Annotated in this window: 26 protein-coding genes and 1 tRNA gene; 16 read left to right on the top strand and 11 right to left on the bottom strand. The window is 60.8% G+C overall.

The features are described 5' to 3' along the window. Positions 1–43 precede the first annotated feature (43 nt). Genes Q1B40_RS18825 through Q1B40_RS18835 form a run of 3 tightly spaced genes read left to right on the top strand, consistent with a single transcriptional unit; the run spans position 44 to position 3,565 of the window. Entirely contained in the window at positions 44–1,021 is a 978-nt protein-coding gene (locus Q1B40_RS18825) for an ABC transporter permease (RefSeq protein ID WP_299817648.1), read from the top strand. Continuing rightward, positions 1,011–1,904, top strand: a complete 894-nt coding sequence (locus Q1B40_RS18830; protein WP_299817650.1) for an ABC transporter permease — start codon at positions 1,011–1,013, stop codon at positions 1,902–1,904. The genes Q1B40_RS18825 and Q1B40_RS18830 overlap by 11 nt, the downstream gene beginning before the upstream one ends. Next, on the top strand, positions 1,901–3,565 hold the full coding sequence (locus Q1B40_RS18835) for an ABC transporter ATP-binding protein (RefSeq protein ID WP_299817652.1): 1,665 nt from the start codon (positions 1,901–1,903) through the stop codon (positions 3,563–3,565). The genes Q1B40_RS18830 and Q1B40_RS18835 overlap by 4 nt, the downstream gene beginning before the upstream one ends. An 81-nt stretch (positions 3,566–3,646) precedes the next feature. Here the strand turns inward: Q1B40_RS18835 and Q1B40_RS18840 are convergent, their stop codons facing one another. Further along, positions 3,647–4,552: a CehA/McbA family metallohydrolase gene (locus Q1B40_RS18840; protein ID WP_299817654.1), complete on the bottom strand. Its 906-nt coding sequence runs from the start codon at positions 4,550–4,552 to the stop codon at positions 3,647–3,649. 341 nt (positions 4,553–4,893) lie between these two features. After that, a tRNA-Ile gene (locus Q1B40_RS18845) sits at positions 4,894–4,970 on the bottom strand. Positions 4,971–5,310: 340 nt separating this feature from the next. Between Q1B40_RS18845 and Q1B40_RS18850 the strand changes: the two genes are divergently transcribed. The 3 genes from Q1B40_RS18850 (at position 5,311) to Q1B40_RS18860 (ending at position 9,121) form a co-directional block, all read left to right on the top strand. Continuing rightward, positions 5,311–6,381 (top strand): AI-2E family transporter, encoded by a 1,071-nt coding sequence (locus Q1B40_RS18850; protein ID WP_299817656.1) that lies wholly within the window; start codon positions 5,311–5,313, stop codon positions 6,379–6,381. 120 nt (positions 6,382–6,501) lie between these two features. After that, positions 6,502–7,278 (top strand): SIMPL domain-containing protein, encoded by a 777-nt coding sequence (locus Q1B40_RS18855; RefSeq protein WP_299817658.1) that lies wholly within the window; start codon positions 6,502–6,504, stop codon positions 7,276–7,278. 364 nt (positions 7,279–7,642) lie between these two features. Further along, a complete protein-coding gene (locus Q1B40_RS18860; RefSeq protein ID WP_299817660.1) occupies positions 7,643–9,121 on the top strand; it encodes a PAS domain-containing methyl-accepting chemotaxis protein in 1,479 nt (492 codons plus the stop codon). Between the two features lie 68 nt (positions 9,122–9,189). Here the strand turns inward: Q1B40_RS18860 and Q1B40_RS18865 are convergent, their stop codons facing one another. Further along, positions 9,190–9,807, bottom strand: coding sequence for a GNAT family N-acetyltransferase (locus tag Q1B40_RS18865; protein ID WP_299817662.1), 618 nt, complete (start codon positions 9,805–9,807; stop codon positions 9,190–9,192). Positions 9,808–10,144: 337 nt separating this feature from the next. On the opposite strand from Q1B40_RS18865, the gene Q1B40_RS18870 reads away from it, so the two are divergent. Then, positions 10,145–10,645 (top strand): cytochrome b/b6 domain-containing protein, encoded by a 501-nt coding sequence (locus Q1B40_RS18870; protein WP_299817664.1) that lies wholly within the window; start codon positions 10,145–10,147, stop codon positions 10,643–10,645. A gap of 31 nt (positions 10,646–10,676) precedes the next feature. Here the strand turns inward: Q1B40_RS18870 and Q1B40_RS18875 are convergent, their stop codons facing one another. Then, positions 10,677–11,774 carry an FAD-binding oxidoreductase gene (locus Q1B40_RS18875; protein ID WP_299817668.1) on the bottom strand — a complete coding sequence of 366 codons (1,098 nt, stop codon included), beginning with the start codon at positions 11,772–11,774 and terminating at the stop codon, positions 10,677–10,679. A 191-nt stretch (positions 11,775–11,965) separates the two neighbouring features. Between Q1B40_RS18875 and Q1B40_RS18880 the strand changes: the two genes are divergently transcribed. Further along, positions 11,966–12,655: a dimethylsulfonioproprionate lyase family protein gene (locus Q1B40_RS18880; RefSeq protein ID WP_299817672.1), complete on the top strand. Its 690-nt coding sequence runs from the start codon at positions 11,966–11,968 to the stop codon at positions 12,653–12,655. An 87-nt stretch (positions 12,656–12,742) separates the two neighbouring features. Here Q1B40_RS18880 and Q1B40_RS18885 read toward each other — a convergent pair whose 3' ends face one another. From Q1B40_RS18885 to Q1B40_RS18895, 3 genes are all read right to left on the bottom strand, one after another. Then, the gene (locus Q1B40_RS18885; protein WP_299817675.1) at positions 12,743–13,855 is read right to left on the bottom strand and encodes a permease; all 1,113 of its coding nucleotides are present in this window, start codon (positions 13,853–13,855) and stop codon (positions 12,743–12,745) included. Further along, a complete protein-coding gene (locus Q1B40_RS18890) occupies positions 13,848–14,198 on the bottom strand; it encodes a helix-turn-helix transcriptional regulator (RefSeq protein ID WP_299817678.1) in 351 nt (116 codons plus the stop codon). Before Q1B40_RS18890 ends, Q1B40_RS18885 begins: the two co-directional genes overlap by 8 nt. A 107-nt stretch (positions 14,199–14,305) precedes the next feature. Further along, positions 14,306–14,971 carry a TetR/AcrR family transcriptional regulator gene (locus Q1B40_RS18895; protein WP_299817682.1) on the bottom strand — a complete coding sequence of 222 codons (666 nt, stop codon included), beginning with the start codon at positions 14,969–14,971 and terminating at the stop codon, positions 14,306–14,308. A 176-nt stretch (positions 14,972–15,147) separates the two neighbouring features. Between Q1B40_RS18895 and Q1B40_RS18900 the strand changes: the two genes are divergently transcribed. From Q1B40_RS18900 to Q1B40_RS18920, 5 genes are all read left to right on the top strand, one after another. After that, a complete protein-coding gene (locus tag Q1B40_RS18900) occupies positions 15,148–16,032 on the top strand; it encodes a shikimate dehydrogenase (protein WP_299817685.1) in 885 nt (294 codons plus the stop codon). A gap of 110 nt (positions 16,033–16,142) precedes the next feature. Beyond that, the gene (locus tag Q1B40_RS18905; protein WP_299817688.1) at positions 16,143–17,156 is read left to right on the top strand and encodes a DctP family TRAP transporter solute-binding subunit; all 1,014 of its coding nucleotides are present in this window, start codon (positions 16,143–16,145) and stop codon (positions 17,154–17,156) included. A 57-nt stretch (positions 17,157–17,213) separates the two neighbouring features. Further along, complete coding sequence (locus tag Q1B40_RS18910) at positions 17,214–17,747, top strand: TRAP transporter small permease (RefSeq protein ID WP_299817691.1); 534 nt, start codon at positions 17,214–17,216, stop codon at positions 17,745–17,747. After that, on the top strand, positions 17,744–19,018 hold the full coding sequence (locus Q1B40_RS18915) for a TRAP transporter large permease (RefSeq protein ID WP_299817694.1): 1,275 nt from the start codon (positions 17,744–17,746) through the stop codon (positions 19,016–19,018). Before Q1B40_RS18910 ends, Q1B40_RS18915 begins: the two co-directional genes overlap by 4 nt. Positions 19,019–19,034: 16 nt before the next feature. Then, entirely contained in the window at positions 19,035–20,927 is a 1,893-nt protein-coding gene (locus Q1B40_RS18920) for a bifunctional sugar phosphate isomerase/epimerase/4-hydroxyphenylpyruvate dioxygenase family protein (protein ID WP_299817697.1), read from the top strand. Between the two features lie 70 nt (positions 20,928–20,997). Here Q1B40_RS18920 and Q1B40_RS18925 read toward each other — a convergent pair whose 3' ends face one another. Next, on the bottom strand, positions 20,998–21,594 hold the full coding sequence (locus tag Q1B40_RS18925) for a TetR/AcrR family transcriptional regulator (RefSeq protein ID WP_299817700.1): 597 nt from the start codon (positions 21,592–21,594) through the stop codon (positions 20,998–21,000). Positions 21,595–21,679: 85 nt separating this feature from the next. Here Q1B40_RS18925 and Q1B40_RS18930 point away from each other — a divergent pair, with 85 nt between their 5' ends. Then, positions 21,680–22,480: a crotonase/enoyl-CoA hydratase family protein gene (locus tag Q1B40_RS18930; protein WP_299817703.1), complete on the top strand. Its 801-nt coding sequence runs from the start codon at positions 21,680–21,682 to the stop codon at positions 22,478–22,480. A 76-nt stretch (positions 22,481–22,556) separates the two neighbouring features. On the opposite strand, the gene Q1B40_RS18935 is transcribed toward Q1B40_RS18930, so the two are convergent. Beyond that, positions 22,557–22,988: a ketosteroid isomerase-related protein gene (locus tag Q1B40_RS18935; protein ID WP_299817706.1), complete on the bottom strand. Its 432-nt coding sequence runs from the start codon at positions 22,986–22,988 to the stop codon at positions 22,557–22,559. A gap of 121 nt (positions 22,989–23,109) precedes the next feature. Further along, complete coding sequence (locus tag Q1B40_RS18940) at positions 23,110–23,505, bottom strand: DoxX family protein (RefSeq protein ID WP_299817709.1); 396 nt, start codon at positions 23,503–23,505, stop codon at positions 23,110–23,112. A gap of 280 nt (positions 23,506–23,785) precedes the next feature. On the opposite strand from Q1B40_RS18940, the gene Q1B40_RS18945 reads away from it, so the two are divergent. Together Q1B40_RS18945 and Q1B40_RS18950 are read left to right on the top strand one after the other, a co-directional pair. Then, positions 23,786–24,643 carry a PAAR domain-containing protein gene (locus tag Q1B40_RS18945; RefSeq protein WP_299817712.1) on the top strand — a complete coding sequence of 286 codons (858 nt, stop codon included), beginning with the start codon at positions 23,786–23,788 and terminating at the stop codon, positions 24,641–24,643. Beyond that, positions 24,579–24,968 (top strand): YrhB domain-containing protein, encoded by a 390-nt coding sequence (locus Q1B40_RS18950; RefSeq protein WP_299817715.1) that lies wholly within the window; start codon positions 24,579–24,581, stop codon positions 24,966–24,968. The genes Q1B40_RS18945 and Q1B40_RS18950 overlap by 65 nt, the downstream gene beginning before the upstream one ends. Here the strand turns inward: Q1B40_RS18950 and Q1B40_RS18955 are convergent. Then, positions 24,965–25,654: DUF930 domain-containing protein (locus Q1B40_RS18955; RefSeq protein ID WP_299817718.1), on the bottom strand; the 690-nt coding region annotated here is incomplete at its 5' end. The two genes, Q1B40_RS18950 and Q1B40_RS18955, sit on opposite strands and share 4 nt — an antisense overlap.

Raw genomic sequence — 25,654 nt, forward strand, 5'->3', positions numbered from 1 at the left:
GCAGCCCGGCTGCCACAGCGCCTTCCCCAATCGAGGTCAAGAGATGTATGCGGTTCTAGCCCTGATCGTGCGGCGCCTGCTCCTGTCCGGTGTGATCCTGGTCCTTGTGTCCGGGACGGTGTTCATCGGCACGGAAATCCTGCCGGGCGACGCACTCGACGCAACCATTCCCGCTGACGAGCTGATGTATTACAGCGACGACGACCTTGCCCGCATGCGGGCCGAGCTCGGGCTCGACAAGTCGGCGGCGGAACGCTTCGTCAACGTTTTCCGGGGGCTGGTCACCTTCGATTTCGGCGTCACCCTGATGACGCAGGAGAGCGTGATCGACTCCATCATTCACCCGTTGCTCAACTCGCTGATCATGGCCTCCGTGGCCATTGTCCTGACACCGCTTGTCTCTGTGGTTCTGGGTGTCTGGGCCGCCCTGAAACCGGGCGGGCGCATCGACGGCGCCGTCTCCGGCGCGACCCTCTTTGCCTATTCGATGCCCGACTTCGTGGTCGGCAACGTCTTCGTCATCGTCTTCGCCATCTGGCTGGGCCTGGCCCCCGCGGTTCTGATGATCACGGAATCGGCCCCCTGGTACCAGATCCTCGCCGTGTCGGTCCTGCCCGTTCTCGCCCTGACGGTCTCCGGCGTCGCCTATCAGTTCCGCCTGCTCCGCGCCGGCATGGTGGAGGCGCTCGGCAGCGAGTTCATCGAACGGGCGCGCCTATCCGGCGTGCCCGAGTGGCGGCTGGTCATCACCCATGCGCTTCCCGCCGCGCTCGTTCCGATGCTCAACGGCACCGCCCAGTTCGTCGCCGGCATCATTTCCGGCGTCGTTGTCATCGAAGCCGTCTTCAAGTTCCCCGGCATCGGCATCGAACTGATCCGCAGCATCTCCCAGCGGGAGGTTCCGACCGTCCAGGCGATCACCTTTCTCGCCGCCTTCGCCGTGATTGCCAGCAACCTGCTGGCTGACATTTCCATCCTTGCACTCGACCCGAGAGTCCGGAGGGCCAGAAATGACCGTTGAATCCTTCGCTCCCATGCCCCTTGCCGCCCCAGCGGCTCCCATTGCCCGCAACCGTCCCCTGCGGCGCGTCCTGGCCTCCCCTTTGACGATGATAGGCCTGGTGCTGGTCGCCTTTCATCTGTCTCTCGCCCTCTTCGCACCGCTGATTGCGCCCTACTCGATTTCCGCGATCCTGACCGACGGTCTGACACCGCCTTCCGCCCAGCACTGGCTGGGCACGGATCAGATCGGGCGGGATTACCTGTCCCGGCTGATGTCCGGCGGCAGGGTGGCCCTGCTGGTCGCCCTTGCGGGCGTCAGCGGATCCGTGTTGATCGGAACCTTCCTCGGTCTTCTGGCCGGATATGTGGGCGGCTGGCTCGATGATGCCATCATGCGCCTGACGGATGCGCTGATGGCGATTCCTGAGCTGCTCCTGATCGCCATCCTCGTGCTCACCTTCGGCAAGGAAATAGGCTCCTTGTCGCTGATCGTCGCCATCGTCTACACGCCCGGTGTGGTGCGCGTCGTGCGGGCAAAGACAATCATGATCGCATCCCTGGATTTCGTGCGCGCGGCCGAGCTTCGCGGCGAACGGCTGGGCTTTGTCCTGATGCGGGAGATCGCGCCCAACCTGCTGGGGCTGCTGGCCGTCGAATTCGCGATCCGCGTTTCCTCGGCGATCCTGAAGATCTCGGCCCTGTCCTTTCTGGGACTGGGCATCAGCCAGCCGACGCCGGACTGGGGCCTGATGGTCCAGGAGGCGATGTCGGTGGTGTTCACCGACCCCTGGTTCCTCATCCTGCCGGCGATCACCCTGTCGTCGCTGATCATCGGCATCAACTTTGCCGTCGACGGCCTTGCCCGCGCCTATGGCGTGACCGGAACGGAGACCGACCTATGAGCGCCCATGTCAAGATCAACGGCCTGACGATCACCTATCGTGACGATGCCGGCGAGGAAACCGCGGCGGTTCGGGACGCCACGATTGAACTGGCCCGGGGCGAAACCCTCGGCATTGTCGGCGAGAGCGGTTCCGGAAAATCGACGCTCGCCCGGTCCCTTCTCGCGCACACGCGCGCCGGTGCAAGGTTCGCTACCGGGTCCGTACACCTGGGCGACACCGATGTTCTCGCCCTTGAGGGCCGGGACCTGCGCCGTTTCCGCGGTGGCCGGGCGGCGATGGTTCCGCAGAACCCCATGTCGTCGCTGACCCCGCACATGACAATCGGCGCGCAACTGGAGGAGCTTGTCCGGCTGCAGACGGACCTGACCGGCAGGGCGGTGCATGCGCATGCGCTTTCCCTGATGGAGCGGACCGGCCTGCCCGATCCCGAACTGCTTGCCAGGCGCTATCCGCACGAGATTTCCGGCGGCCAGCGCCAGCGTGCGGTGATCGCCGCCGCCCTCATCGGCAAGCCCGAGCTGATCGTCCTGGACGAACCGACCACCGCGCTCGACAAGACGGTGGAGGCAAGAGTGCTCCAGCTTGTCGCCGATGTTCAGAAGGACCTCGGCGCAACCCTGGTCTACGTCAGTCACGACCTCAATGTCATCCGCGCGCTGTGCTCAAGGATTGTCGTCATGAAGGATGGCGTCATCATCGAACAGGGCGATGCGGAGCGCATCTTCAACGCGCCCGGCAATGCCTATACCCGCTCGCTCATCCATGCGATTCCCCGGATCGACGTAGAAGGCCCTCTCCCGCCGGCAGCCGCATCGCCCATCCAGCTCGAGGTCAGAAACCTCGGCTTTTCCTATCACCGTCCCTCGGGTTTCCCGTTCCGGAAAGCCCCGGCCACGCGTCCGACGCTCGATGACATTTCCCTGTCCCTGCGCAAGGGCGAAACGCTGGGTCTCGTGGGCGAAAGCGGTTCGGGAAAATCGACGGTCGCCTCGCTGATTGCCGGTGCGGTCTCCGGTCACGAGGGCCGGATCATTCTCGACGGGGAAGTTGTCTCCGGGGCGGCACGCAAGCGCTCGCGCGACATGCGCCGCCGGATTCAGATGGTTTTCCAGGATCCCCTGTCAGCGCTCAATCCCGCGCATACCGTCGAGGAAATCCTCGTCAGGCCCCTGCGTCTCCACTTCGGTCTGTCGCCGGCAGCCGCGCGCGAAAAGGCCGCCACGGCATTGCAGGAAATGGAGCTCGGACCGGAGTTCCTCTCCCGGCGCCCGCGCCAGCTTTCCGGCGGACAGCAGCAACGCGTCGGCTTCGCCCGGGCTCTGGCCGCCGAACCGGATCTCCTGATCTGCGACGAGGTGACTTCGGCTCTCGATGTCACGATCCAGGCGAACATGCTGTCGCTTTTCCTGAAGGTCCAGCGCGAACGGGCCATGACATGCATCTTCATCTCCCATGATCTGGCCGTGATCGCCCGCGTTTCCCATCGCATCGCCGTGCTCGAAAAAGGCCAGCTGCGCGAGATCGGCAACCGCGACAGCGTGTTGCACACCCCGTCCAACGCCTACACCCGGCGCCTGCTGGCAGCCGCCGGCACTCATCTGCGCGGTGGCGAAGACGAGACGGCCTCCCTCCGGATACCGCAATCCCTGTCCGCCTGAGGCCGGTTTCTCACCGCTGCAAACGAAAGGACCCCGCGAAATCCTTCGCGGGGTCCTGTTCATGATACCGGCCTTGGCGCGTCAGTCGAGCCACAGCGGATTGGTCCAGGCCCGGCGACCGTTTTCGTCCGCGACCGCAACCCTGCACCATTCACCCCGGAAGGGCTCCAGCGACAGACGCGTTTCCGTCAGCAACTCCTCTTCGGAGAGCGCATGTTTCTGCTGGCTTTTGGCGACCGCCCCGACCGCCACGACCGCAACCGCCGGTGACGTCTTCACCACAAGCTCATCCCCCTCGATACGGATGTCGTGGATCTCGGGCCCCTGCGAGGAATAGAAGGCGCCGTCATGGAGCGCGGCAAGCAGGGCTTCGGGCGTGTTTTCCTCCGCCTTGACCATCACCCAGCCGCCGAAGGCATCGTTGCTCATCCAGTGACTGTCGTCCACGGCAATAGTGAACAACCGCCGCCCTTCGGACAGCAGCGTGTCCAGCATCACCAGACCGTCGCCACGGTCGCAGCGAACATGACTGGTGTGATTGTAGGCCTCGACGGCGTGGGCGGCGTCCAGAGCCAGTCCGTCCTCCTTCTGGAGCTGATACCAGTGCGGATGGGCAATCGCCACGAAAGCGCCCGCCGCGCGCGCCCGCCGCGCCAGCTCGGGACCGGTCTCGTCTTCGGCAGGCGCCGCGAAATCCAGCGGCAGGCCGACCGCCAGAACATGCCAGATCTCGCCTCTGGACGTTTCCGGCGCATGCAGCTCAGCCCCGATGATCGTGGTGAAGGCCTCGTCCCGGAAAGGCCGCGTGTCGGTCAGCGGGAAATCGTACTTTTCCATGAAATGATCGGTCAGGGCGATGAAATCGTAGCCGGCCTGCCTGTAGCGGGCACAGGCCTCTTCCGGCGTCACCCGACCGTCGGACATGTCCGAATGGCCATGAATATTGCCCTTCCGGAAACGCCCCGGCGCCTGAAACGCATTCAACATTGTCTTCTCCACCTGCTCACCGGAACCATCCCGGCTTCCGGGCGCAGACAAGAAAACAGTTGCATGACAGCATGATTGCAGCGGCCTGGCACGCAGAGGCGGTTACCGGAAGTTCACGCAAACTCCCGGACTTTGTTCGAAGGGGGAGTGCGGGCCCCTGATTTGGCCGAGGGCATGCTGGGGAATAGGTCAGAACCTGAACCAAAAGGCTGAAGAGAGGTGGACGCGAAGGGCGCCTTTAACCGTCCCGAAGTTTCAACAAAACAGAAAATGTCCCACCTTCTCCCGGCCACAAATTGAGTAAGACAAAATGCAGGAAAATCAACACCCCAAAAGTGGAGTGGTGGGCCCGGAGGGACTCGAACCCCCAACCAATCCGTTATGAGCGGACGGCTCTAACCAGTTGAGCTACAGGCCCTTGGACCAACTCCGCTTCATATGCAGCCATATGAAAGCGCGGGAGCTGATCGATTTTCAGGTGCCGGTGCATCTTGTCTGCACGCGTGCGAAAGACAGGACACTCCGGAGCGCTTCGTCGCCGAAAGGGGCGATTTGCGCGTCAGGTTTTCCTATACCACGGCAGTTTTCCGGGGCAAGAGCTTTGCGGTCTTTGAGGGAAAAAGTCCGGGAAAGCGGCACGCGGGGCAGTGGACGGGCGCGTCTGCCCGGGTCCGGCGACAAAAACCGGTTCCGTTTGCCGGCGGTTTCCGTTCTAAATGGCGTTGAAAGCAATGACTGAATCACCTGCCGGAGCCCTCATGCGATCACCGCTCTTTTCCCTCACGCTGAGCCTCATGCTTGTGAGCATGATCGGTTGGCTGCTGGTCGTCGGCCGTTCGCTGCTGCTGCCTTTCGTCATTGCCCTCATCGTCTGGTACATGATCAACGCCCTCTCACATGTCTTCGGACGCTTGACCATCGGCCGCTGGAGCCTGCCGGGCTTCATCGCCTTTCCGCTGGCCCTTTTGAGCATATTCGCGATCGGCACCTTCGTGCTGGATATCGTCACCGTCAACCTCACCCAGCTGGCCCAGGACGCTCCCACCTACCAGAGGCGGCTGGAGGATGTCTTCAATCAGACATCTTCCTATTTCAAGCTCAACGATCCGATAGAGCTCAAGGACCTGTTTCCCGATTCCATCGTGCCGCGCATGGTCACGGCCGGCGCCGGTCTGGTCACCGCGCTTGCGAGCTCCGCCAGCCTCGTCTTCATCTACGTTCTCTTCCTGCTTCTCGAACAATCGACATTCGACAGGAAGTTCGAAAAGCTGTTCCCCAATCCGGAGAAGGCCCGGGCAGCCTTCGCGATGCGGGCCGAGATCAACCGGTCGATCATGCATTATTTCTCCATCAAGACGACGGTCTCCCTCGCCACCGGCCTGCTGACCAGTCTGGTGCTGATCGTCATCGGACTGCCCTACGCCGCCCTGTTCGGTTTCATTGCCTTTGTGCTCAACTACATCCCGACGATCGGGTCCCTCATCGGGGTGATTTTCCCGAGTCTGCTGGCGATCGTCTACTACGATACGCTCGGCCCCTTCATTGCCATCGCCACCGGGCTCGGCCTCATCCAGTTCTCGGTCGGCAACTTTATCGAGCCGCGGCTGATGGGGTCCAACCTCAATCTGTCCGGCCTGGTGATCATGCTGTCGCTGGCCTTCTGGGGCGCTATCTGGGGCGTGGTCGGCATGGTTCTGTGCGTGCCGCTCACCGTGATGATCGTCATCGTCTGCGCCCGTTTCGAGGCGTCCCGGCCGGTTGCCGTGCTCCTGTCGCAGACGGGCGAAATCGGTCTGAACGACGTGGCCAAGCCATCGACCGGCGAGTGATCCGGCGCGCCCGGCAGACCGTTTGAAACATGAACGCAGGCTGAACCGTCAGGCCTTGACCCTGCCTTAAAGCAGGACAATGTTTCCGCCCGATATGGCTTTCTGGAAAAGGAAATTATCATGACCATTTCGCGCTCCCGCCTGCCGCGGCGCAGCTTCGGCTTTGCACGCGGTGTCGCGCTCGCCGCCGGCCTTGCCGCTGCCCTTGCGGTACACGCCCCGGCCTTTGCCCAGGAAACGGCGTCGGCCACAGGCAGCATCACAATGGGCAGCATCACCATGGAAGGCCAGGGAACAGTCTCCGTCGCGCCGGACATGGCCGTCATCAGCACCAACGTGATCACCGGCGCAGACACCGCGGCAGAAGCTCTTTCACAGAACTCGGCGGCCATCGCCAAGGTCATCGCGGCGATCAAGGCCGATGGCATCGAGGCCAGGGACATCCAGACCCGCGGGTTCTCCATCCAGCCTCGTTATGAACGGTTCGACAATGCATCCGACCGCCAGCCAAATATCGTCGGCTATGAGGTCCGCAACGGGGTCGAGGTCAATGTGCGCGATCTTGACCGCCTCGGCGACCTTCTGACCCTGGTGGTGGAAAGCGGCGCCAATTCGGTGGACAATATCCGCTTCGAAGTCAGCGACCCGCAGGACAAACTGGATGAGGCCCGCAAAAAAGCCGTTGAAGCAGCACGCCACAAGGCGGAGATTTTCGCCGCTGCCGCCGGTGTCGAACTCGGACAGATCGCGTCTATCGCCGAAACCGGCATCCAGATGCCGCAGCCGCTGATGATGCGCGCGGAAGGCATGCTGATGTCGAAGGGTGCGCCAGTGCCGGTCGAGGCCGGTGAAGAAACCATCGCCGCCAACGTCACCATTCGCTGGTTGCTGAAATAAACGCAAACGGATGCGGCACAAGCCGCATCCGCTCCGCCCGATCAGGCGGAATCCTTGAACCGGATCAATTCGAAAGCTTGCCTTTTTCCAACCAAAACAACCGGCCATCAACTCTGGCCCATTTAAAGAATAACCAGGAATTTCCAGCCTGGATTGCAAGACCCATCTCTTTCATTGGTAATTTTTGACAGTACTTGTTGTAACCCTGCTTATCTACAGAGACAAATCTTCAACTTATAGTATGAAATTTGGATATGCACTTTTAATTACGTAACTGCACTTACCTTCTCATGAGGCTTTTATTTACTTTTTTTGCTTTAATTATCTGCAGTATTTTTTTGCAGGAACCGGCCGGAGAGAACCGATGTCCATTTTTAACACCAATTCCTGGAAAGCGATTGTCGAAGCCTTCAGTCGCTCGCAGGCAATGATCGAGTTCACACCGGACGGGACGATCCTGACCGCGAACGAAAACTTTCTGAACGCCCTCGGGTATACGCTCGAGGAAATTCAGGGCAAGCATCACCGGATGTTCGTCGATCCCGAGCTCGCCAACAGCCCGGACTACACGAATTTCTGGAGCTCTCTCGCGCGCGGCGAGTTCAAGTCAGCGGAGTTTCTGCGCTTCTCCAAGGACGGCCGGGAGGTCTGGATCCAGGCGTCATACAATCCTGTCCTCAACGCCGGCGGCAAGGTCGTCAAGGTCGTCAAGATCGCCTCCGACATCACGGAACAGAAAAAACGCAACGCGGATTTCGAAGGCCAGGTGGACGCCATCAACCGCTCGCAGGCTGTCATCCATTTCGATCTCGACGGCACCATTCTCGATGCCAATGAGAATTTCCTTGCCACTGTCGGCTATTCTCTGGACGAAATCAGGGGCCAGAAGCACAGCATGTTTGTGGAACCCGAGTATGGGGCCAGCAGCGAGTATAGCCAGTTCTGGGAAAATCTTGCCGCAGGCAGGTTCCAGGCGGGCGAATACAAGCGCATCGGCAACAACGGCAAGGAAATCTGGATCCAGGCAACCTACAACCCGATCCTTGACGCCTCCGGCCGCCCGTTCAAGGTGGTGAAATTCGCAAGCGACATCACCGAGCGGGTGCTGGAAGACCACAGACGCAAGGGCATTCGGGAGGGGATCGATCAGGATTTGTCTGAAATCTCCCAGTCGATTTCCGCCGCCGCGGAACAGGCAACCAACTCCGCCGCGGCTTCCGAGCAGACCTCATCGAGCGTTCAGACCGTCGCTGCGGCGGCCGAAGAACTGGTCGCCTCCATTTCGGAAATCAGCCGCCAGGTTGCAACGGCGATGGAAGTCTCCAGCAATGCGATCGGCGAGGCGGAGCGTTCCAGCGAAATCATGTCCGGCCTCTCGGAAGATGCCAAGACCATCGGTTCCGTGATCGAACTGATCGACGGCATTGCCGACCAGACAAATCTCCTGGCCCTCAATGCGACCATCGAGGCAGCAAGGGCCGGAGAGGCCGGAAAGGGCTTTGCGGTCGTTGCGTCGGAGGTCAAGAGCCTCGCCTCCCAGACCAGCAAGGCAACGGAAGAGATCTCCGCCCAGGTCAATTCGGTTCAGGAAACGACCGAAAATGCCGTGGAGGCAATCCAGTCGATCCTGTCGGTCATCACAAATATCGGTGAAATCGCAACCAGCATCTCCACGGCCGTCGAAGAGCAGTCTTCGGTCACCACCGAAATCTCCTCCAACATGCAGACCGCCGCCCAGGGCGTCGACTTTATCACGACGAACATGCAGACGATCTCCACGGCAACTGCCCAGATCGATGCTGCGACCCGCAGTGTCAGGGAAGCTTCTCAGTCGCTGCTGTAAGAGGCCTGGCCACGTCGCACATCAATCGCGACGAGTGTCTGAATTCGGCTTCAAGTACCTTTCCGCCCTCATGGTGCCCCCTGTGAGGGCGGATCGTTTTCCAGAAACCGGGACCAGACCTGCATCGGCTTTTCGGTTTCCTGACTGTCGCCGATATCGAGCCAGGGAAACCGGACGATCACACCTTCCAGTTTCTCATAGCCGCGCTTGCCCCAGAATGCATCCAGCGGCCGGTAGTGTGCGGGCTTCATAGGATGATCGTCCGGGCGGATGACGGCACAGAATACGGCCTGGGTGAAACCGAGGCGTTTGGCGTGCGCCTCGCGCTCGTCAAAGAACCGGTGACCGATACCCTTGCCGCGATAGGCAGGATCGAGCACGGATTCCGCCATGTAGAAAATAGTCTCAAGCGCATAGCCTCGTGCTTCCAGCGGTCTCCGGAAGGCCGCCAGTTCGCCGCCAAGCGGTTCGCCCGTCGCGGCCCCGACAAGCTTTCCCCCATTATAAGCGCCGACGACCACGGCACCGTCAGAGCGTGCATAACGCTCAAGATAGCCGGCCTCGTAGTCGAGCGAACCTTCATATAGATAGGGCCAGTCCCGGAAGACGGATATCCTCAGTTGCGCAAGCTCATCCAGGGCATCCTTCAGGTTATCGCCTGTCAGGCTTCTGATCTCGACCGGCATTGCCAACCCTTTTTATTGTCACAAAATATCCGCTTCATCGCATCGTCTTCCACTGAGGAGGTATGGCGGGAAGATGATCCTGCAGTCAAATTTCCTGCGGAGGACATCACCGGATCACGGCTCGAACGCGGTTGAAGAAGGCCGGACAGAAGCTTGAAGCCGTAAAGTCAAATCCTGTTTCCTGAGAAATTGCATGAACCATTGCTGCAACCCGAAAGATCCGCTGCGCATGCAGATACGTGCTGTTACAGAGTGACAAAGTTTCGCGTTACCACCTTCGGGAAGAATATGGCAGAACGAACAAGGGGGCTCTCAAACTCAGGAGACCGAGCACGCCATGTCGAAGACACAGCCAGCAGCCTACAGTCCTGTTCATATTCTTCTCCACTGGGCAATTGCCGCCCTCATCCTGTTCCAGCTCGTTTTCGGCGAAAGCATAAAGGACTTCGGGCGCGCCCTGCGTGATGGCGGAACAGCGGACGCCATGACGGCCTTCATGGGGAACGCCCATATATGGGTCGGGATCTCCGTGCTGGTGCTTACCGTTTTGCGGCTGGTTGTCCGGGCAAGATTTGGTGTTCCTGCGCCCATTCCCGCATCCAGGCTTCAGGAGCTCGCCGCCAGGGCTGTTCACGGCCTCCTCTATCTCCTGATGATTTTTGTGCCGATAACCGGTCTGCTCGCCTGGTATGGTGGCATCCGCGAGGCTGGTGAACTGCACGAGCTCGCGAAACTGCTCTTCATCATCCTGATCGCGCTGCATGTGGCGGGTGCGCTCTATCACCACTTCGCCCTGAAGGACCGGACCATGAAGAGGATGGTCACCAGCCGCACCTGAAGCTGCCTGAAATGACGCAGCTTCCGGCGGATCAGTCCCGCGCCTCCAGCCAGAGGCGCGCACTGTCCATGTCCTGTGTCACAAACCCCTCCGCCAGTTTTTGTCCGACAACTGCGCCGAACTTGTAACCGTGACCCGAGCAGGCCGACACGACCGTTGCCCTGTCCATCGTGGTTGCGAAAAAATGTTCATCGGACGTGAAGGTATAGGCGCAGGTCACCACATCGTCGACGCGGTATTCGGAGATCCGGCAGAACGGCGGTGAGAAATAGTCGCGCAAGGTCTCCCCCTCGCCCGGCTTCGGCACCCGGTCCTGATCCGGCAAGGCCTTGTATTTGTGAATACCCGCGCCGAATTTGAGGCCTGTCCCGGCAACCGGTGGCAGCACGTAGCCGTCGATCGGGCCGCCCGGATCCAGGATGCACGGACTGCGCTCCCAGGCTTCGCGCAGATCCTCCGGCGGCGTCAGATAAACGACGGCCGTCCGGTATGTGGTCAGCTGTACCGCAAGATCGGGAAACAGTCCAAGCGTCCAGGCACCCGCCGTGACGATGACATGGTCCCCGCTCAGAACGGACCCGTCGGCCAGGGTGACACTGCCTGCCGCAGCATCCACCGCCGTCACCTTGCAGTTTTCCCGCACGAGCGCGCCGTTCGCGATCAGCCAGTTTCTGAGCCCGGAAGCGATCCGCTGGCAAAGAAGGACCCCGCCTTCCTTGCTGACGGCGCCGTAACGCAGTGTTGCCGGGTCGACAAACGGATAACGCGCGGCGGTCTCAGCGGGCGACAACTCTTCGAACGGATAGCCCCCTTCGACGAGGCCGTCACGATAGATGTCCGCACCGTCGCCTTCCTGTTGGCACAGCAGCATGAAGCCGGTTTCCACCAGATGTTTTTCGCCAAGGTCGGACCACATCTCGTCCCAGGCGTCATAGGCCGCGCCGATACGGCGCTGATACCCACCCTGACCGCCGTAGGCCCGGCGGATGATGCGGTGGTGATCGCCGGACGCCGACAGGGGATTGGGGATCGGCCCCTGCTCCAGAAGCGTGACCTGCACGCCCCGTTTCGTAAGGGCCCACGCCGTGGAGAGACCGGCAATTCCCGCGCCGGCAACAAGTACACTCATGCGAAAACCATCCTGCGGTATGATCCGGCACATCAGGAACGAGGGCCGAATTTCCAGACTTCACGGAAAAGAAAGAGACCCTGTAACCTCTATATGCCGGTTATGCATTTGCCTGCGCCGGAATAAAAGGTGCTTCGGCGCTCAGGCTGGATTATTTCAGGGGAAATTGCCAGGGTCCGGGAGGACGGAACATGCTTGAACCAGAAACCGAAACGGAAGAAACACTGGCGCAGCGGCGCCTGTCGGATTACCCGGATTGGGGCTATCTCTTGCGGGAATTCTACGAAGCCTACCGGTTTCTTTCTTCCGGTGGCAGCGAGAAGATCCGCGCGCATCAACGCACCGTCCGCGAGGCCATCAGCAGGGTCAGCAAATCCAACTCGGAGATCCGCTTTGACGCCCCGGCGCAAAAGCCGGTGACGGCACATCTGAAGCGCGCCCTCGACGAAGGACGGCAGGAGCGCACAGCGCCTCTCATCCGCGCGGTGGAAAGCATCCAGGATCATCTGATCTGGCAATACGGATACGAGAAGGTGCCTCGCGGCCTGGACAAGACCTATGCCTACGCCGAGATTTGCGGCCCCAACGGCCCGGTCCTGACGACGGAAGTCATCCTCGGCCTGGTCCTGTTCGCCCCCGGCTGCACCTATCCGGCCCATTCCCATAGCGAAATTTCGGAAAGCTACATCTGTCTGTCCGGCGCGGTTTCGGAAAATCATCAGGGGGTTTACGCGCCCGGATCGATGATCTTCAATCCACCCGAACACACCCACCGCATTACCGTTTCCAAACTGGAGCCGGCGCTTCTGGCCTATGCCTGGACCGGCCCGAAGGACCGCCTTGCCAACCAGAAAATGGTCTTCAGCCGCAAGCGGGGGTGACAAACAGGTCCCGGACCTTGAAGCCCGCGTGAGCACTCCGCATGAGGGGCAACGGTTACACCGACATTGGTGCGCATTGTCCGTTCCTCAAACAACGAGTTGAAAGATCACGCCGGACAGAACGGCACCCGCGAAGCCCAGGCCGAGATAGGTGACAAATACCGATGGCTTCACCAGCGACCACACCGCCGCCATTGCCGGAATGGAGCTGACGGCCCCCGCGATCATGAACGCCATGGCGGCGCCCGATCCCATGCCCTGATCCACAAGCCCCGCAAGCAACGGCGGTGCGACATAGCTGTTGAGATAGGCGGGCATGCCGACGAGCGCCGAAATCACGATCGACCCGAAACCGCCGCCACCGACCGCTCTTGCGATCAGATCCGCCGGAACATAGGTCACCAGCGCGGCCTCAAGAACATAGGCAAGCGCCAGCCACTTCATCAGGAAGCCCGCATTGGCTTTCAGCTCGGCACCGAATTTGGCGGTGCGCACGCTTTCCCGCCAGAACATCCAGACCGGACGTCCGGTCTGCGGCGACGCCCCGCAGCCGCAGCCGCTGGCAGCCGAGCCGGGTCTGGCAGGATTGGCGAAGACCCCAACCCTCATGGCCATTGCAACAGCCGCCCCGCCGAACAGGCCCAGGGAGACCGCGAAGACGGCCTTGCCGATGGCAAAGGACCAGCCGAGTGCACCTGCGGTGATCAGCAGCGTCGGCGGATCGATCAGCGGCGAGGACAGCCAGAAGGCCATGATGGCCGAGAGCGGCGCGCCCACCGCCAGAAGCCCTGCGATAAAGGGGATGACCTCGCAGGAACAGAACGGCGCCAGGCCGCCGAAAAGTGCCGCAAGGCAGATCGCGACCGTTTCCCGCCCTTCGAACGCCCTGCCCACATAAGCCTCCGCCCCTGCGGCCTTGAGCCAGGCGATCAGCACTACGGCGAAGGCGATATAGGGCAACGTTCCCAGAAACGCCCTGACTGCGAAACTCACAAAGGAAACGAATTGCGGCTGATCGAGAACGAGGACCAGCAACGGCACGCCCAGCACGATGGCCCAGGTCGAAAACAGATATTTCTGCCCGGGAATGGCCTTCCACGACCATTTCGACTTCGGTGTGCTGCAGCAGGCCGTTTTCGGGGCGCAGCAACTGGCGGAACCGGAGCTTCCGGCTGCGGACGTTTCCAGGGTATCAGTCATTGAGGATCTCCAGGTCCACGTCGGGCGCAGCGCAGCCGTCGTTGTTGGCACACTCTTTCTCTTCGGCGCAGCATTCCTTGAGAAGGTAACCCGCCAGGCTGTCCAGATGATCGAAGGCTGCCCTGTTGATCACTGAGCGGCCATCCTTCTCCTGCTGTACGAGCCCGGCCAAGGACAGGAAGCGCAGGTGATGGGCAAGGGTCGAGGCCGCCATCCCGGTCCGGGACTGGATATCCCCCACCGTCAGACCCTTTCCCCCCGCCTTGACCAACGCGAGCACCACCTGCAACCGGGCTTCCGAGCCCAGCGCGGCAAACCCTTGAGCGGCTGTTTCCAGTTTCATGTCTGCTTCACCTATATAACTACATTTCTAGTTATATAGTTATATTGAAGCTGTCAATGGCTTCATCGGTCAGGGCAGTCGGCGGCGGATCAGAGAAACGTCGGGTGTCAGGCGGCTACAAACCGTAGCACTGCCTCCGAGACATCCCCTTTAAGGGCGGCCTGTCCGGCGGCGGAGTGCAGTTCCGGTCCGAACAGCATGGAAAAGGTCGTTGCGTTGGAGACGTTGAAGAAACTCATTGCCGAAATCAGCCAGTGAATCCGCAATGGCGCCAGACCTTCCCGGAACACGCCGGCGGCGGCTCCCTTGGAATACACCCGCTCGATCTGCGAGATGGCGGCCTCGTTGAGGCTCTTGATCTCGGCCGACTGCTCCAGATACCGGCCCTGGTGGATGTTCTCGATCATCACCAGGCGAATGAAAGCCGGATTGTTGCGGTGGTGTTCAAAGGTGAACTCCACAAGCCTCGTCAGCGCCTCGCGCGGGCCGAGATGCTCGAGATCCAGCTGCTCCTCACCCTGGCGGACCTTCTTGTAGGCTGCCTCGAGCGCTTTCAGGTACAGCGTCTCCTTGTCCCCGAAATAGTAGTAGATCATGCGCTTGGACGTTCGCGTCTTGGCGGCGATCTCGTCCATGCGGGCACCCGAAAGGCCGTTGGCGGCGAATTCCTCCAGCGCGACGGCGAGGATATTCGCCCGCACACCCTCAGGGTCCTGCTTCCACCGGGCGCGCGCGGAGTTTTTTTCAGAAGCCACTGTCTCGTTGATCGACATGGCTTTTTCTAGCCCAGCCCGCCACGGCACGCCAGCCCCAATTAACTGCCCGGTACATTCTTCTTGACTGAATTAACTGGTTAGTTCAATTTGCCGCCAGAACGAAGCCGCCACCGGAGGAACCCCGTTCCAAAAAAGGGGGCCGGCTGAAGGCAGTGTCCGTGGGAGGAAGCTGGGTGAACAACGCAAATGACATTTTTCTGGCCGGATTGATCGGGCGCGGTATCGCGCGATCGAGAACGCCGGAAATGCACATGGCGGAAGCGACGGCCCAGCACATGCGCAGCGTCTATCGTATCCTCGATGTCGACCTGCTTCCCGCTGGCCAACAAGACATAAAAGATATTGTGCACGCGGCGGAGATGACCGGTTTCAACGGTCTCAACGTCACCTACCCGTTCAAGATGGAAGTGATGGCGCTTCTTGATGAACTCTCGCCCAATGCGGCAGCCGTCGGATCGGTCAACACCATCGTTTTCCGGAACGGCAAGCGCATCGGCCACAACACCGATCTCTGGGGATTTGCGGAAAGCTTCCGGCGAAACATGCCGGACGCGCCCCTGGAGACGGTGCTTCTCATCGGCGCGGGCGGAGCGGGTGTTGCCGTTGCCCACGCATTGGCGGATTGCGGCGTCCGGCACCTGATGATCTTCGACCTTGATCCCGCCCGTGCCGCGCAACTGGCCAGTCTGGTTCAGGCAAACCGCGCGGACCTGACGGTCGAGCCTGTCGCCACCATTGGCGAAGCCGTCAGTCTGGAACTCTCCGGCCTTGTCAATGCCAGCCCCGTCGGCATGGCCAAGTCACCTGGAACACCGTTTCCGCTCCCTTTGCTGCGCTCCGGAATGTGGGTCGCGGACATTGTCTATTTCCCTCTGGAAACGGAACTTCTGGCCGCGGCGGCAAAGAGGGGATGCCGTGTCCTGCCCGGATCCGGCATGGCCGTCTTTCAGGCCGTCCGGGCCTTTGAACTCTTTACCGGCCGGCACGCCGATCCGGTTCGCATGAAGGCGGCTTTCGACGCCTTCGACATGATACCGCGGGCAACCGCGGATGCTTAGATCAGCCTGCTTTCATCAGATTTTTCAGCGGGTTGATCGTTTTTAATGTGTTGGACGACCTTGCCCCCCACAGGAGGCAGGATCTTCCAGAACGCAATTGGGAGGAAGTCATGCGTTTCAAATTCTCAACCCTGGCAGCAACAGCCCTGCTGTCGCTGGGTCTTGCCGCCACCAGCACAGCCAGTGCTCAGACCATCCGTGTCGCCCATGTCGATCCGGACGAGTGGACGGCATCCAAGAAGGGTGCCGCCGCGCACATCTTCAAGAATATTGTCGAAGGGGAAACCGACCTGACCGTCGAGCTGTTCCCGGCCGGGGCGCTGGGCAACGAGGACGAACTCGTCGCCCAGGCGCAGGACAACGTCACACAGGTTGTTCTGGTTTCCGGAGCCATGTCCAAGGCCTGCCCGGCAGCCTCAGTTCTCGACATTCCCTACACCTTCTCCTCGGCGACCGTTGCCTGGGACGTTCTGGACGGCGAATTCGGCGACGCGCTGGCCGAGCATTGCCTGGCCCAGACCGGCCTCAGAACGCTGGCGTTTGGAGAGACCGGTTTCCGCAACTTCACCAACGGCACGCGTGAGATCCGCACCCCGGCGGACATGGAGGGCCTGAAGTTCCGTGTTCAGCCGATCCCGCTCTACGTGGAAATGGTCAAGGGCCTCGGCGGCGAACCGACACCGATCGCCTGGACCGAACTTCCGAACGCCCTGTCGACCGGAGTGGTCGACGGCCAGGAAAACCCGGTCGGCGTGATCTACAACAACGGTCTGCACAAGCTGCAGAAGTTCATGACCCTCGACGGCCATGTCTACGCCGCCGACTTCATTCTGATTTCGGACGAGTTCTACCAGTCCCTCTCCCCGGCCGAGCAGGCCGTGGTCGCTCGTGCCGCACGGGTTGCCGGCAACATGGGCCGCTCCATCCAGCAATGGGGCACGGCAGAAGGCGTGAACAAGGTTCAGGCTGAAGGCATGCAGGTCTATTCCCCGACCGCCGACGAAATCGCGGCTTTCGCTGAAAAGGCCCAGCCCGCCGTGGTTGAATATCTGCGCGGTGAACTTGGAGAGGATGCGGTCTGGATCGACCGCCTCCAGGAAGCCGTTGCGTCCACCAACCAGTAATACAAACCCGGAACCCCGGACCCTCAAGCGGTCCGGGGCGCCATCAGGGCCAGAGACATGAAAACGCTCAATGCAATTGCCCGGAGTTTTTTTGGCGCAGGTGCAGGCCTCTCCATGGGACTGGTCTTTGCCATCATCTTCGTCAACTCGCTCCGCCGCTATACGGTCGGCCAATCGGTCTCCTGGGGGGAGGAGTTGCCCATCTACCTGACCATCTACGGCGTCATGTTCGGTCTGGCGCTCGCCTATATGCAGGACCGGCACATCCGCTTCACCGTCATCACCGACTTTCTGCCTGAGACCGTGCGGCAAAAACTCTTTGCCGCCGTCGACCTGGCAAGCTGCGTGACCGGCATTGCGCTGGCGTATTCCGGACACGCCTTCACGGTACGCCGCGGCCATCTCGATGCCTCGGGTCTCAAGTCCACCGGCAGCTGGCTTGCCGAAACCACCGGCATTGAAGGTCTTGTCTGGATCGCCAAGGTCGGCACCTGGCAATACGCAATCGCGATCGGTGGCGTGATGCTGGCTGTTGCCGCCTTGCTGAAGTTCATCGAGCGTATCTCGTCTTTCAAAGCGGTGCCTGCATGATCTACGCAATCCTTCTGATCGGCCTGGCCACCGGCGTTCCGATTGCCCTTGCCATCATCGCTGCGCTTCTGGTCTTCATGGGAACCGGTGAAGCGCCCTATTCCCTGCGCCTTGTCGCAACCGAAATGTTCAAGGGAATGAATTCCTTCCCCCTGCTCGCCATCCCGTTGTTTGTGTTGGCCGGCGAAGTCATGAACGAAAGCGGCATCACCGGCCGGATCATCGCCTTCGCCAATGTTGTCGTCGGCCGTCTGCGCGCAGGCCTTGCCCTCGTCAACATCTGGGCTTCGGTGATTTTCGCCGGTCTGTCCGGATCGGCTGTCGCCGACACCTCGGCAATCGGCCGCGTCTTCATTCCGGAAATGGAAAAGCACGGCTATTCGCGCCCCTTCGCGGCAGCGCTGACGGCAGCGTCCTCGGTCATCGGGCCGATCATTCCGCCGTCAATCCCGGTGATCATCTACGCGCTGATCGTCTCCGGCGTCTCTGTACCGGCCCTGTTTCTGGCGGGCATTGTTCCGGGTCTCCTGCTGGCAGTCTTCCTGTCCGTCTTCGTGATGCTGACGGTCAAGGTCGACCGCGGCAATCAGACCGAAGGGCTGACCGCCGAACCCGTGGGCAAGGCGCTGCTCGGTGGCATCCTGCCTTTGCTCATGCCGGTATTCGTGGTCGGTTCGATCCTGCTCGGCATCGTCACGCCGACGGAAGCCGCCAGCTTTGCCGTCGCCTATGCGCTCTTTCTCGGGATCTTCGTCTACCGCAACATCGCGCTGTCCGCCCTGCCGCGGCTCTTTTCCGAAGCCATGCGTGACAGCGCGGTCATCCTGATCATCATCTCGGCCGTATCCGCTGCCAACTGGGTGCTCACCTACAACCGCGTACCCAACATGTTGACCGACTGGGTGCTGACCAATGTCGACAGCAAGACCGCCTTCCTCATCGCAACCATCCTCCTGTTCCTGTTCGTCGGTCTCTTTCTGGAAGGCATCGCCGCCATGCTGGTGCTGGTGCCGATCCTGCATCCGATGGCAGTCGGCTTCGGTGTCGATCCGGTCCACTTCGGCATCCTGGTCATCTTCAATCTGATGATCGGCCTGATCACCCCGCCGCTGGGCCTGTGTCTCTTCGTTGCAGAAGGTATCGCGCAGGTGGGCATGGCGCGACTGACCCGCGCAATCCTGCCGTTCTTCCTGGTCGAAGTGCTGGTGCTCCTGCTGCTGACATTCGTTCCGGAGACCGTGATCTGGCTGCCACGGGCAATGGGCTACTAGCCGAAAAGAGAAGCCGATGAAAACCGCCATTGCCACCGTCTCCATAGCGGGAGATTTCACCGAAAAGCTGTCCGCCATCGCTGCGGCCGGGTTCGATGGTATCGAGGTCTTCGAGAATGACTTCCTTGCCTTCGACCGCAGCCCGAAGGACGTCGGCAAGATGGTGCGCGACCACGGCCTGGAAATTTCCCTGTTCCAGCCTTTCCGCGATTTCGAAGGCATGCCGGAACCGCAACGCAGCCGCACTTTCGCGCGCGCAGAACGGAAATTCGACCTGATGCAGGAGATGGGCGCCGATCTGGTGCTGATCTGCTCGAATGTCTCACCGATTGCCCAGGGCGGTATCGACCGGGCCGCCGAGGATCTGCGCGAACTGGGCGACATGGCGGCCCGGCGCGGCATCCGGGTCGGGTATGAAGCGCTGGCCTGGGGTCGGTTCATCAATGACCACCGCGATGCCTGGGAAATCGTCCGCCGCGCGGATCACCCCAATATCGGCCTGATCCTCGATTCGTTCCACACCCTTGCGCGCAAGACCGACCCGGACACGATCCGCGCGATCCCGGGCGACAAGATCTTCTTCGTCCAGCTGGCCGACGCTCCGAAATTCGACATGGACCTGCTCTACTGGAGCCGCCATTTCCGCAACATGCCCGGCGAAGGCGATCTGGATGTCACCGGCTTCATGCGGGCGGTGGCCGCAACCGGTTACGACGGCGTTCTGTCTCTGGAGATCTTCAACGACCAATTCCGCGGCGGGTCGCCAAACTCCATCGCGGTCGACGGTTACCGCTCACTGCTTTTCCTGATGGATCAGGTGCGGCGGACGGGGTCCAGCGGCAGGATCACCGTTCCGGATATGCCCGACCGGGTGCCTGTCACGGGCATCGAATTCGTCGAATTCGCAGCAGACCGCAAGGAGGCCGGGGAACTTTCGACACTGCTCGTCAGCCTGGGCTTCCGCAAAACCGGCAGGCACAGAACCAAGGATGTTGAACTCTGGCGCCAGGGCGACATCAACATCGTCATCAACACGGACCCGCATGGCTTCGCCCACGCCTCCTACATCAGCCACGGCACCAACGTGTGCGACATAGGTCTGAAGGTCGCCGATGCCAAGGCCACCGTCAGCCGGGCCCAAACCCTTGGAGCCGTGACGTTCGAACAGCCCGTCGGACCTGGAGAACTGAAAATCCCCGCCATCCGCGGCCTTGGTGGCAGCGTCCTTCACTTCATCGATGACAGCAAGGACCTGTCGCAGGTCTGGGAGACGGAGTTTCAGCCGGTGGAAGACGGCCTTGAGGCCGGCGATGCCGGACTGACCCGCATCGACCATATCGCCGAGACGATGAACTACGACGAGATGCTCACCTGGCTTTTGTTCTACCGCTCCATTTTCGACACGGAAAAGACAGCGATGGTGGATGTCATCGATCCGGCCGGTCTGGTGCGCAGCCAGGCGATCGAGAACACGGACGGAAGTCTGCGTGTCACCCTCAACGGCGCTGAAAACAGCAAGACCCTCGCCGGGAATTTCATTGCCGAAAGCTTCGGCTCCGGCGTGCAGCACATTGCGTTTGAAACCGGCGACATCTTCAGGACGGTCGAGACCCTCAAGCAGAATGGCTTCGAGCCGCTCGCGATCTCGCCGAATTATTACGACGATCTCGACGCCCGTTTCGGTCTGGAGGAAGATTTCCTCAATGCGCTGAAATCATCCGGCATTCTCTATGACCGGGACGGTACCGGAGAGTATTTCCAGCTTTACAGCCCGACTTTTGGCGAGGGGTTCTTTTTCGAGGTGGTCGAGCGCCGAGGCGGCTACAGGGGGTATGGCGCCGCCAACGCCCAGTTTCGCATTGCCGCCCAGAAACGCCGCTTCCGCGCCAAAGGTACGCCCGCTCGCTGAAGGCGCTTAAGCTGACGAACAACGTCTCGCAGAACATCGGAGACCGCGTGTGGGCTCGCTGTCACATGCGCTAAGACGCTCTCCCGACAGCCCCCGCCACCAGCACTCTTGCCGCCTCACCGGCAGCTTCGGCGTAAGCCGCGTCCCGGTGCACAAGGATCGTCGAGAAGGTGCCATCCAGTAACAGAACGACGTGGCGGGCGAGATCATTCGCTGGATCAGGAGCCATTTCCGGGTTCGCAGCCCGAAACTCCTCCGCCATCCAGTCCTCGAACTTTTTCTTGTGGGCCGCACCGACCTTCATCGCCGGATGGCCGGGCAGATTGGCGAGCTCGGCTGCGGTACGCAGGAAGCCGCAGCCCTTCCATTTCGGATGCCGAGCGGATGCCGCGATGTTCTGGAAGATGGCCTGAACCTTGTCCGGCAATGTCCCCTCGGCCGCGTCGAACCAGCTTCGGAACAGGTCCAGATTTGGCTGGTCGCGAGAGATCAGATAGGCCTCGATCAGATCGTCCTTGCTCTTGAAATGATAGTAGACGGTCTTTTTGGTGATCCCTGCTTTCGCGGCGATGGTGTCGAGGCTGACCGCGCGGATTCCCTCCGCGTAGAACAGCTTGTTCGCGGCCGTCAAAATGCGGTCTCGGGCGTTTGAGGAGGAGCCTGTCATAGTCGAAGTATACTCACCAGTGAATATACTTCAATGGCCGTGCCGGTTAGCGTCAGGACATCGAAAAGGAAAAGGGAAACAGACCATGTCCGAGACCGTGCTACTGGACCGCCACGACAAAACAGCGCTTTTGACCCTCAACCGCCCGGAAAGGCTCAACGCGCTGAATTACGCAACAAATGACCTGATCCTGCGGTATCTGGACGAACTGGAGCGTGACGATGCGGTGCATGCGATTATCATCACCGGCGCCGGCCGAAGCGCTTTTTCCGCGGGTGGCGACATCCACGAGTTCTCCGCAAGCATCGCGGCAGGAGCCGACATAGCCGTTCGCGAATTCTGCCGCCGGGGTCAGGCGATGACCGCGCGGCTGGAAGCTTTTCCCAAGCCGATCATCGCCGCCGTCAACGGCCTCGCCTATGGCGGAGGCTGCGAGATCGCCGAAGCGGTGCATCTTGCCGTTGCCGCCAATACCGCCATTTTCGCAAAGCCTGAAATCAATCTCGGCATTCCGCCCACCTTCGGCGGAACCCAGCGCCTGCCAAGGCTGGCCGGGCGAAAGCGTGCCCTTGAGCTGCTGCTCACCGGCGACCCATTCACTGCAGAACGCGCCTATGAACTCGGACTGGTCAACAAGGTCGTAGCGCCGGAGGCCGTCCTGGATACAGCTTACGAACTGGCCGGCCGCATCCAGCGTCATTCGCCCCTTGCAGCCGCCCGTATCCTCACGGCCGTGACCCGCGGCCTGAACACCAGCATCGCGGAAGGTCTTCAGATCGAGCAGGAACAATTCGCGCGCATGGCGCCCACCCGCGATACCCGGGAAGGGCTCGACGCCTGGATAGAGCGGCGCATGCCGGACTACGACGGAGCCGAAACGCCCTGACCACGACCCTTACCGGTGCAGCTTCGCTGCAATCAGCACCTGACAGATTGGGCCCCGGCACGCGGGGCTCAAGGCGTCACGCCTCTGCCGCACCCTCTTTATCCTTCACCTGATCGATCCAGGTCTGCAGATTGTAGTAGGTGGTGATGCGGGCGATCTTGCCGTCGCGGATTTCGAAAAAACTGCCCGCCGGAAGCTTGTAGGTCTGGCCGTTCGCCGGTGGCAGGCCCTCGTCGGTATCGATATAGCTGCCGTGAACAATGAATTCGGCCGCCGCGCGGCTGCCGTCTTCATTGACGAACAGCACGATATCGGAAAGCCGCTCCTTGTAGCAGCGGCTCATATGCACGTTGAACGACCAGAACTTGTCCTTGCCGACCCGCCGCTCCCCCTGATTGACGTCGTGAACCAGGTCGTCGGCGACCAGGCTTTCCATCTTCCGGGTATCGCCGGCGTTGAACGCGGCAAAATAAGTATCGATCAGGAACCGGGACTGTTTGTTGGCCATTGGATCTCGCTGGAGCTGGACTGCGATCTGACCGCGACTTTGCCTTCGCGGAAAAATCGGCGCAAGGGGGGACAGAGCTTTAATTCAGGTTACACAATCACATTCAACCCGGCTGCCTCGTCTAGGTTGTTTTACCGAACAAAATCCGGTCCACACCCAAGGGGCCGCTGCCGGCGGCGGACAGGAAGAGAAACACCAGACACAAGAGCACCGCTTCACCGCCACCGTTGAGAAGCGGATAAAAACTGTGCGGCACGTGAGTTACAGAATAGGCGGCCGCCATGGTCCCCGAAGCGAGAAAGGATGCGGGCCGGGTGAGCAGCCCTACCGTGATCAGAAATCCGCACGTCAGTTCGATCAGGCCAGCGATGCCGCTGGCGCTCATCACCAATGTTCCGGATATCGGACTGTGAGGAACATGCAGAAACTTGCTCGTGCCATGCTGCAGGAAGACAAGACCGGAGATAAAGCGCAAAAGACTTTGCAGATAGGGTGTCATAGTGTCAGAAATGCCCATGGAAACCTCTCGCGGGCTTGGCAGGAATCACAACGAAGACACTACCTATGATAGAAAAATAATGCACGCATTAAATTTCCAGGCTTAATATTTCTTTATTTTCATAGATTTGAAAATACAACCGGAGTTCGCAACGCACAAACCCGGGGCGCTGGCGCAAACGTGAAAAGTGTGATGTGACGGCATTGACTAAAAAGCGGGCTCGCCTGAGACTTTCCATATTGTTTTTTACAGAAAAGCTGGACATTTCATGGGATTTCCCGCCGCTCGAATTTCAGATATGCATACCTGCCCCATGTGCATGGGGGTCCCGGCACCAATTGTCTGGAAAGGCGCCTATACGGTCCTGACGGGCAAGATGCCCCAGGCGCGGGTGACGGACATGTGCGTATGCGTCGGCCCACCCCCGCCATTGGGTGGAGACCCGATCGTCACCGGAGCCTGGAACGTCCTGGTTGAGGGCATGCCCGCGGCCCGGATGACGGATCTGACGGGCAAGGGTGGCGCGATCGTCTCCGGCTTTCCCACGGTGTTGATCGGCATGTCGGGAGGTGGCGCTCCCCCCACAGCATCGCCCGGCGGTCTCGGCACTACCATTGGCAATATGCTGGCGTCGGCAGGAAAAGCCATAAGCAATGCCGTATCCAGTGCCTTTGATGCCGTTCAAAGTGCTATTTCCGGGCCGCCCCCCGGAGCAGGCCTGCAGGACGCGGTCAACAAAGTAAACCCGGAAAACAGTGTCATCAATTGCGGCAACATCATCGACGCAGCCGCGGCAAGGTTGAACGGTACCGATCCCAATGCCGTCGCTTCCGCGGACCGCGACGGAGGCTTTAGCGACATCGAAAACCGTTTCGACACGGACATGGCCTGGGGCTCCGATTTCCAAAGTGCCTATGATGCTGTAGAAGCTGGCGGCGATGGTACGCAGGCAATCGTCGGCGTCGGCTACTCAGGTGGCGGCTCACACGTGGTGCTGCTCGCGAATGATGGCGGAACCGTCGGCATCGTGGAAGGACAGAGCTGGGGCGACGACAACCCGGCGGAGGTGATCACCGATGTGGATCGTGCGAATGAGCGCTACAACAGCGATGGTGGCAGCAATATTGGCTGGGGCCTTGTTGGCTCCCGGAATTAGTGGCGAGGCGAAAAGCAATATGGATATTGTCACTGCTCAGCAGGCTGAAAAATATGTCGCCGACGAAGTGTTGACGCAGTCAAGCCACGACTTTGTAATTCAGCGGGACAAGACCCTTCCCCGCCCCTTCGGCTTTGTCGTCTTTTATACGACACGTGAATTTGTGCGCACCGGCAATCCCACGGCCCAGGTGCCCGGAGCGGGACCGGTCATCGTCATGCGGGATGGCGAGATCGTTCCCCTGTCCACCTCCCTTCCACCCTCGAAAGCCATCCAACGTTTTGAAGAAGAGTGGCTGAAGGCGAAAGGGGCACCAAAGCGTTAGAACCCCACCAGTCCCCGCTCCAGCCACTGGCTTTGCGGGATCTCGTTGCCGATCTTGAAGGAAAACTTCTCGACGCGGGTTACATCGCTGTCCGTCTCGCATCGAAAGGCGACGTCAAACCACCTGCCGAGGCCTTTGAAGGCCGCCCGGCCGGGTTCCAGGACGGTGCCGGGCTGCGGACGGAATGAGGGCAGCAATTCGGGGGGCGCCGGGCTCGCGACGGTGAGCTGGGCACGCAGTTCGGTCATGCAAAGAAGATTGAGCCGCTGCCCCTGCGACATGCCCCGCATGGCGGTTCTGGTGCGTGGATCGTCCAGAATGTCGCGTGAATAAAGTTCTCTGGCAGCCAGCAGGTCCCTTCGCTGAGTACTGTTGCGGCTTGCGCTCTGGCCGGCATCCTGACTGGCAGTCTCCCGGCGCGCGACAGCGGCCGGCCGGGCAGGCTTGGGCGCCGGCGTCGCGTCGGTCACAATCGGCCCGACAATCCCGAAGTCTTCCGCCCTCTCCTCACCGTCCTCGGCTATGTCCCGCTCAGCGTCCGTTCCGGCAGATTCCGGTTCCGTGACAGCAGTCTCCGTTTCCGTTTCCGTTTCGGTTTCGGTTTCGGTCTCGGTCTCGGTCTCGGTCTCGGTCTCGGTCTCGGTCTCGGTCTCGGTCTCGGTCTCGGTCTCGGTCTCGGTCTCGGT

Origin of the sequence: uncultured Roseibium sp. (assembly GCF_947496995.1) — a bacterium.
Classification (GTDB): Bacteria; Pseudomonadota; Alphaproteobacteria; order Rhizobiales; family Stappiaceae; genus Roseibium.

What these genes read in the sequence shown, in the direction of transcription:
- Q1B40_RS18850 (WP_299817656.1), top strand. Translation starts at nt 5,311, where the DNA reads ATGCGATCACCGCTCTTTTCCCTCACGCTGAGCCTCATGCTTGTGAGC.
- Q1B40_RS18950 (WP_299817715.1), top strand. Translation starts at nt 24,579, where the DNA reads ATGAGCGCTACAACAGCGATGGTGGCAGCAATATTGGCTGGGGCCTTG.
- Q1B40_RS18875 (WP_299817668.1), bottom strand. Translation starts at nt 11,774, where the DNA reads ATGAGTGTACTTGTTGCCGGCGCGGGAATTGCCGGTCTCTCCACGGCG.
- Q1B40_RS18880 (WP_299817672.1), top strand. Translation starts at nt 11,966, where the DNA reads ATGCTTGAACCAGAAACCGAAACGGAAGAAACACTGGCGCAGCGGCGC.
- Q1B40_RS18825 (WP_299817648.1), top strand. Translation starts at nt 44, where the DNA reads ATGTATGCGGTTCTAGCCCTGATCGTGCGGCGCCTGCTCCTGTCCGGT.
- Q1B40_RS18910 (WP_299817691.1), top strand. Translation starts at nt 17,214, where the DNA reads ATGAAAACGCTCAATGCAATTGCCCGGAGTTTTTTTGGCGCAGGTGCA.
- Q1B40_RS18925 (WP_299817700.1), bottom strand. Translation starts at nt 21,594, where the DNA reads ATGACAGGCTCCTCCTCAAACGCCCGAGACCGCATTTTGACGGCCGCG.
- Q1B40_RS18830 (WP_299817650.1), top strand. Translation starts at nt 1,011, where the DNA reads ATGACCGTTGAATCCTTCGCTCCCATGCCCCTTGCCGCCCCAGCGGCT.
- Q1B40_RS18890 (WP_299817678.1), bottom strand. Translation starts at nt 14,198, where the DNA reads ATGAAACTGGAAACAGCCGCTCAAGGGTTTGCCGCGCTGGGCTCGGAA.
- Q1B40_RS18895 (WP_299817682.1), bottom strand. Translation starts at nt 14,971, where the DNA reads ATGTCGATCAACGAGACAGTGGCTTCTGAAAAAAACTCCGCGCGCGCC.
- Q1B40_RS18940 (WP_299817709.1), bottom strand. Translation starts at nt 23,505, where the DNA reads ATGGGCATTTCTGACACTATGACACCCTATCTGCAAAGTCTTTTGCGC.
- Q1B40_RS18945 (WP_299817712.1), top strand. Translation starts at nt 23,786, where the DNA reads ATGCATACCTGCCCCATGTGCATGGGGGTCCCGGCACCAATTGTCTGG.
- Q1B40_RS18905 (WP_299817688.1), top strand. Translation starts at nt 16,143, where the DNA reads ATGCGTTTCAAATTCTCAACCCTGGCAGCAACAGCCCTGCTGTCGCTG.
- Q1B40_RS18885 (WP_299817675.1), bottom strand. Translation starts at nt 13,855, where the DNA reads ATGACTGATACCCTGGAAACGTCCGCAGCCGGAAGCTCCGGTTCCGCC.
- Q1B40_RS18855 (WP_299817658.1), top strand. Translation starts at nt 6,502, where the DNA reads ATGACCATTTCGCGCTCCCGCCTGCCGCGGCGCAGCTTCGGCTTTGCA.
- Q1B40_RS18930 (WP_299817703.1), top strand. Translation starts at nt 21,680, where the DNA reads ATGTCCGAGACCGTGCTACTGGACCGCCACGACAAAACAGCGCTTTTG.
- Q1B40_RS18870 (WP_299817664.1), top strand. Translation starts at nt 10,145, where the DNA reads ATGTCGAAGACACAGCCAGCAGCCTACAGTCCTGTTCATATTCTTCTC.
- Q1B40_RS18865 (WP_299817662.1), bottom strand. Translation starts at nt 9,807, where the DNA reads ATGCCGGTCGAGATCAGAAGCCTGACAGGCGATAACCTGAAGGATGCC.
- Q1B40_RS18840 (WP_299817654.1), bottom strand. Translation starts at nt 4,552, where the DNA reads ATGTTGAATGCGTTTCAGGCGCCGGGGCGTTTCCGGAAGGGCAATATT.
- Q1B40_RS18835 (WP_299817652.1), top strand. Translation starts at nt 1,901, where the DNA reads ATGAGCGCCCATGTCAAGATCAACGGCCTGACGATCACCTATCGTGAC.
- Q1B40_RS18935 (WP_299817706.1), bottom strand. Translation starts at nt 22,988, where the DNA reads ATGGCCAACAAACAGTCCCGGTTCCTGATCGATACTTATTTTGCCGCG.
- Q1B40_RS18860 (WP_299817660.1), top strand. Translation starts at nt 7,643, where the DNA reads ATGTCCATTTTTAACACCAATTCCTGGAAAGCGATTGTCGAAGCCTTC.
- Q1B40_RS18920 (WP_299817697.1), top strand. Translation starts at nt 19,035, where the DNA reads ATGAAAACCGCCATTGCCACCGTCTCCATAGCGGGAGATTTCACCGAA.
- Q1B40_RS18915 (WP_299817694.1), top strand. Translation starts at nt 17,744, where the DNA reads ATGATCTACGCAATCCTTCTGATCGGCCTGGCCACCGGCGTTCCGATT.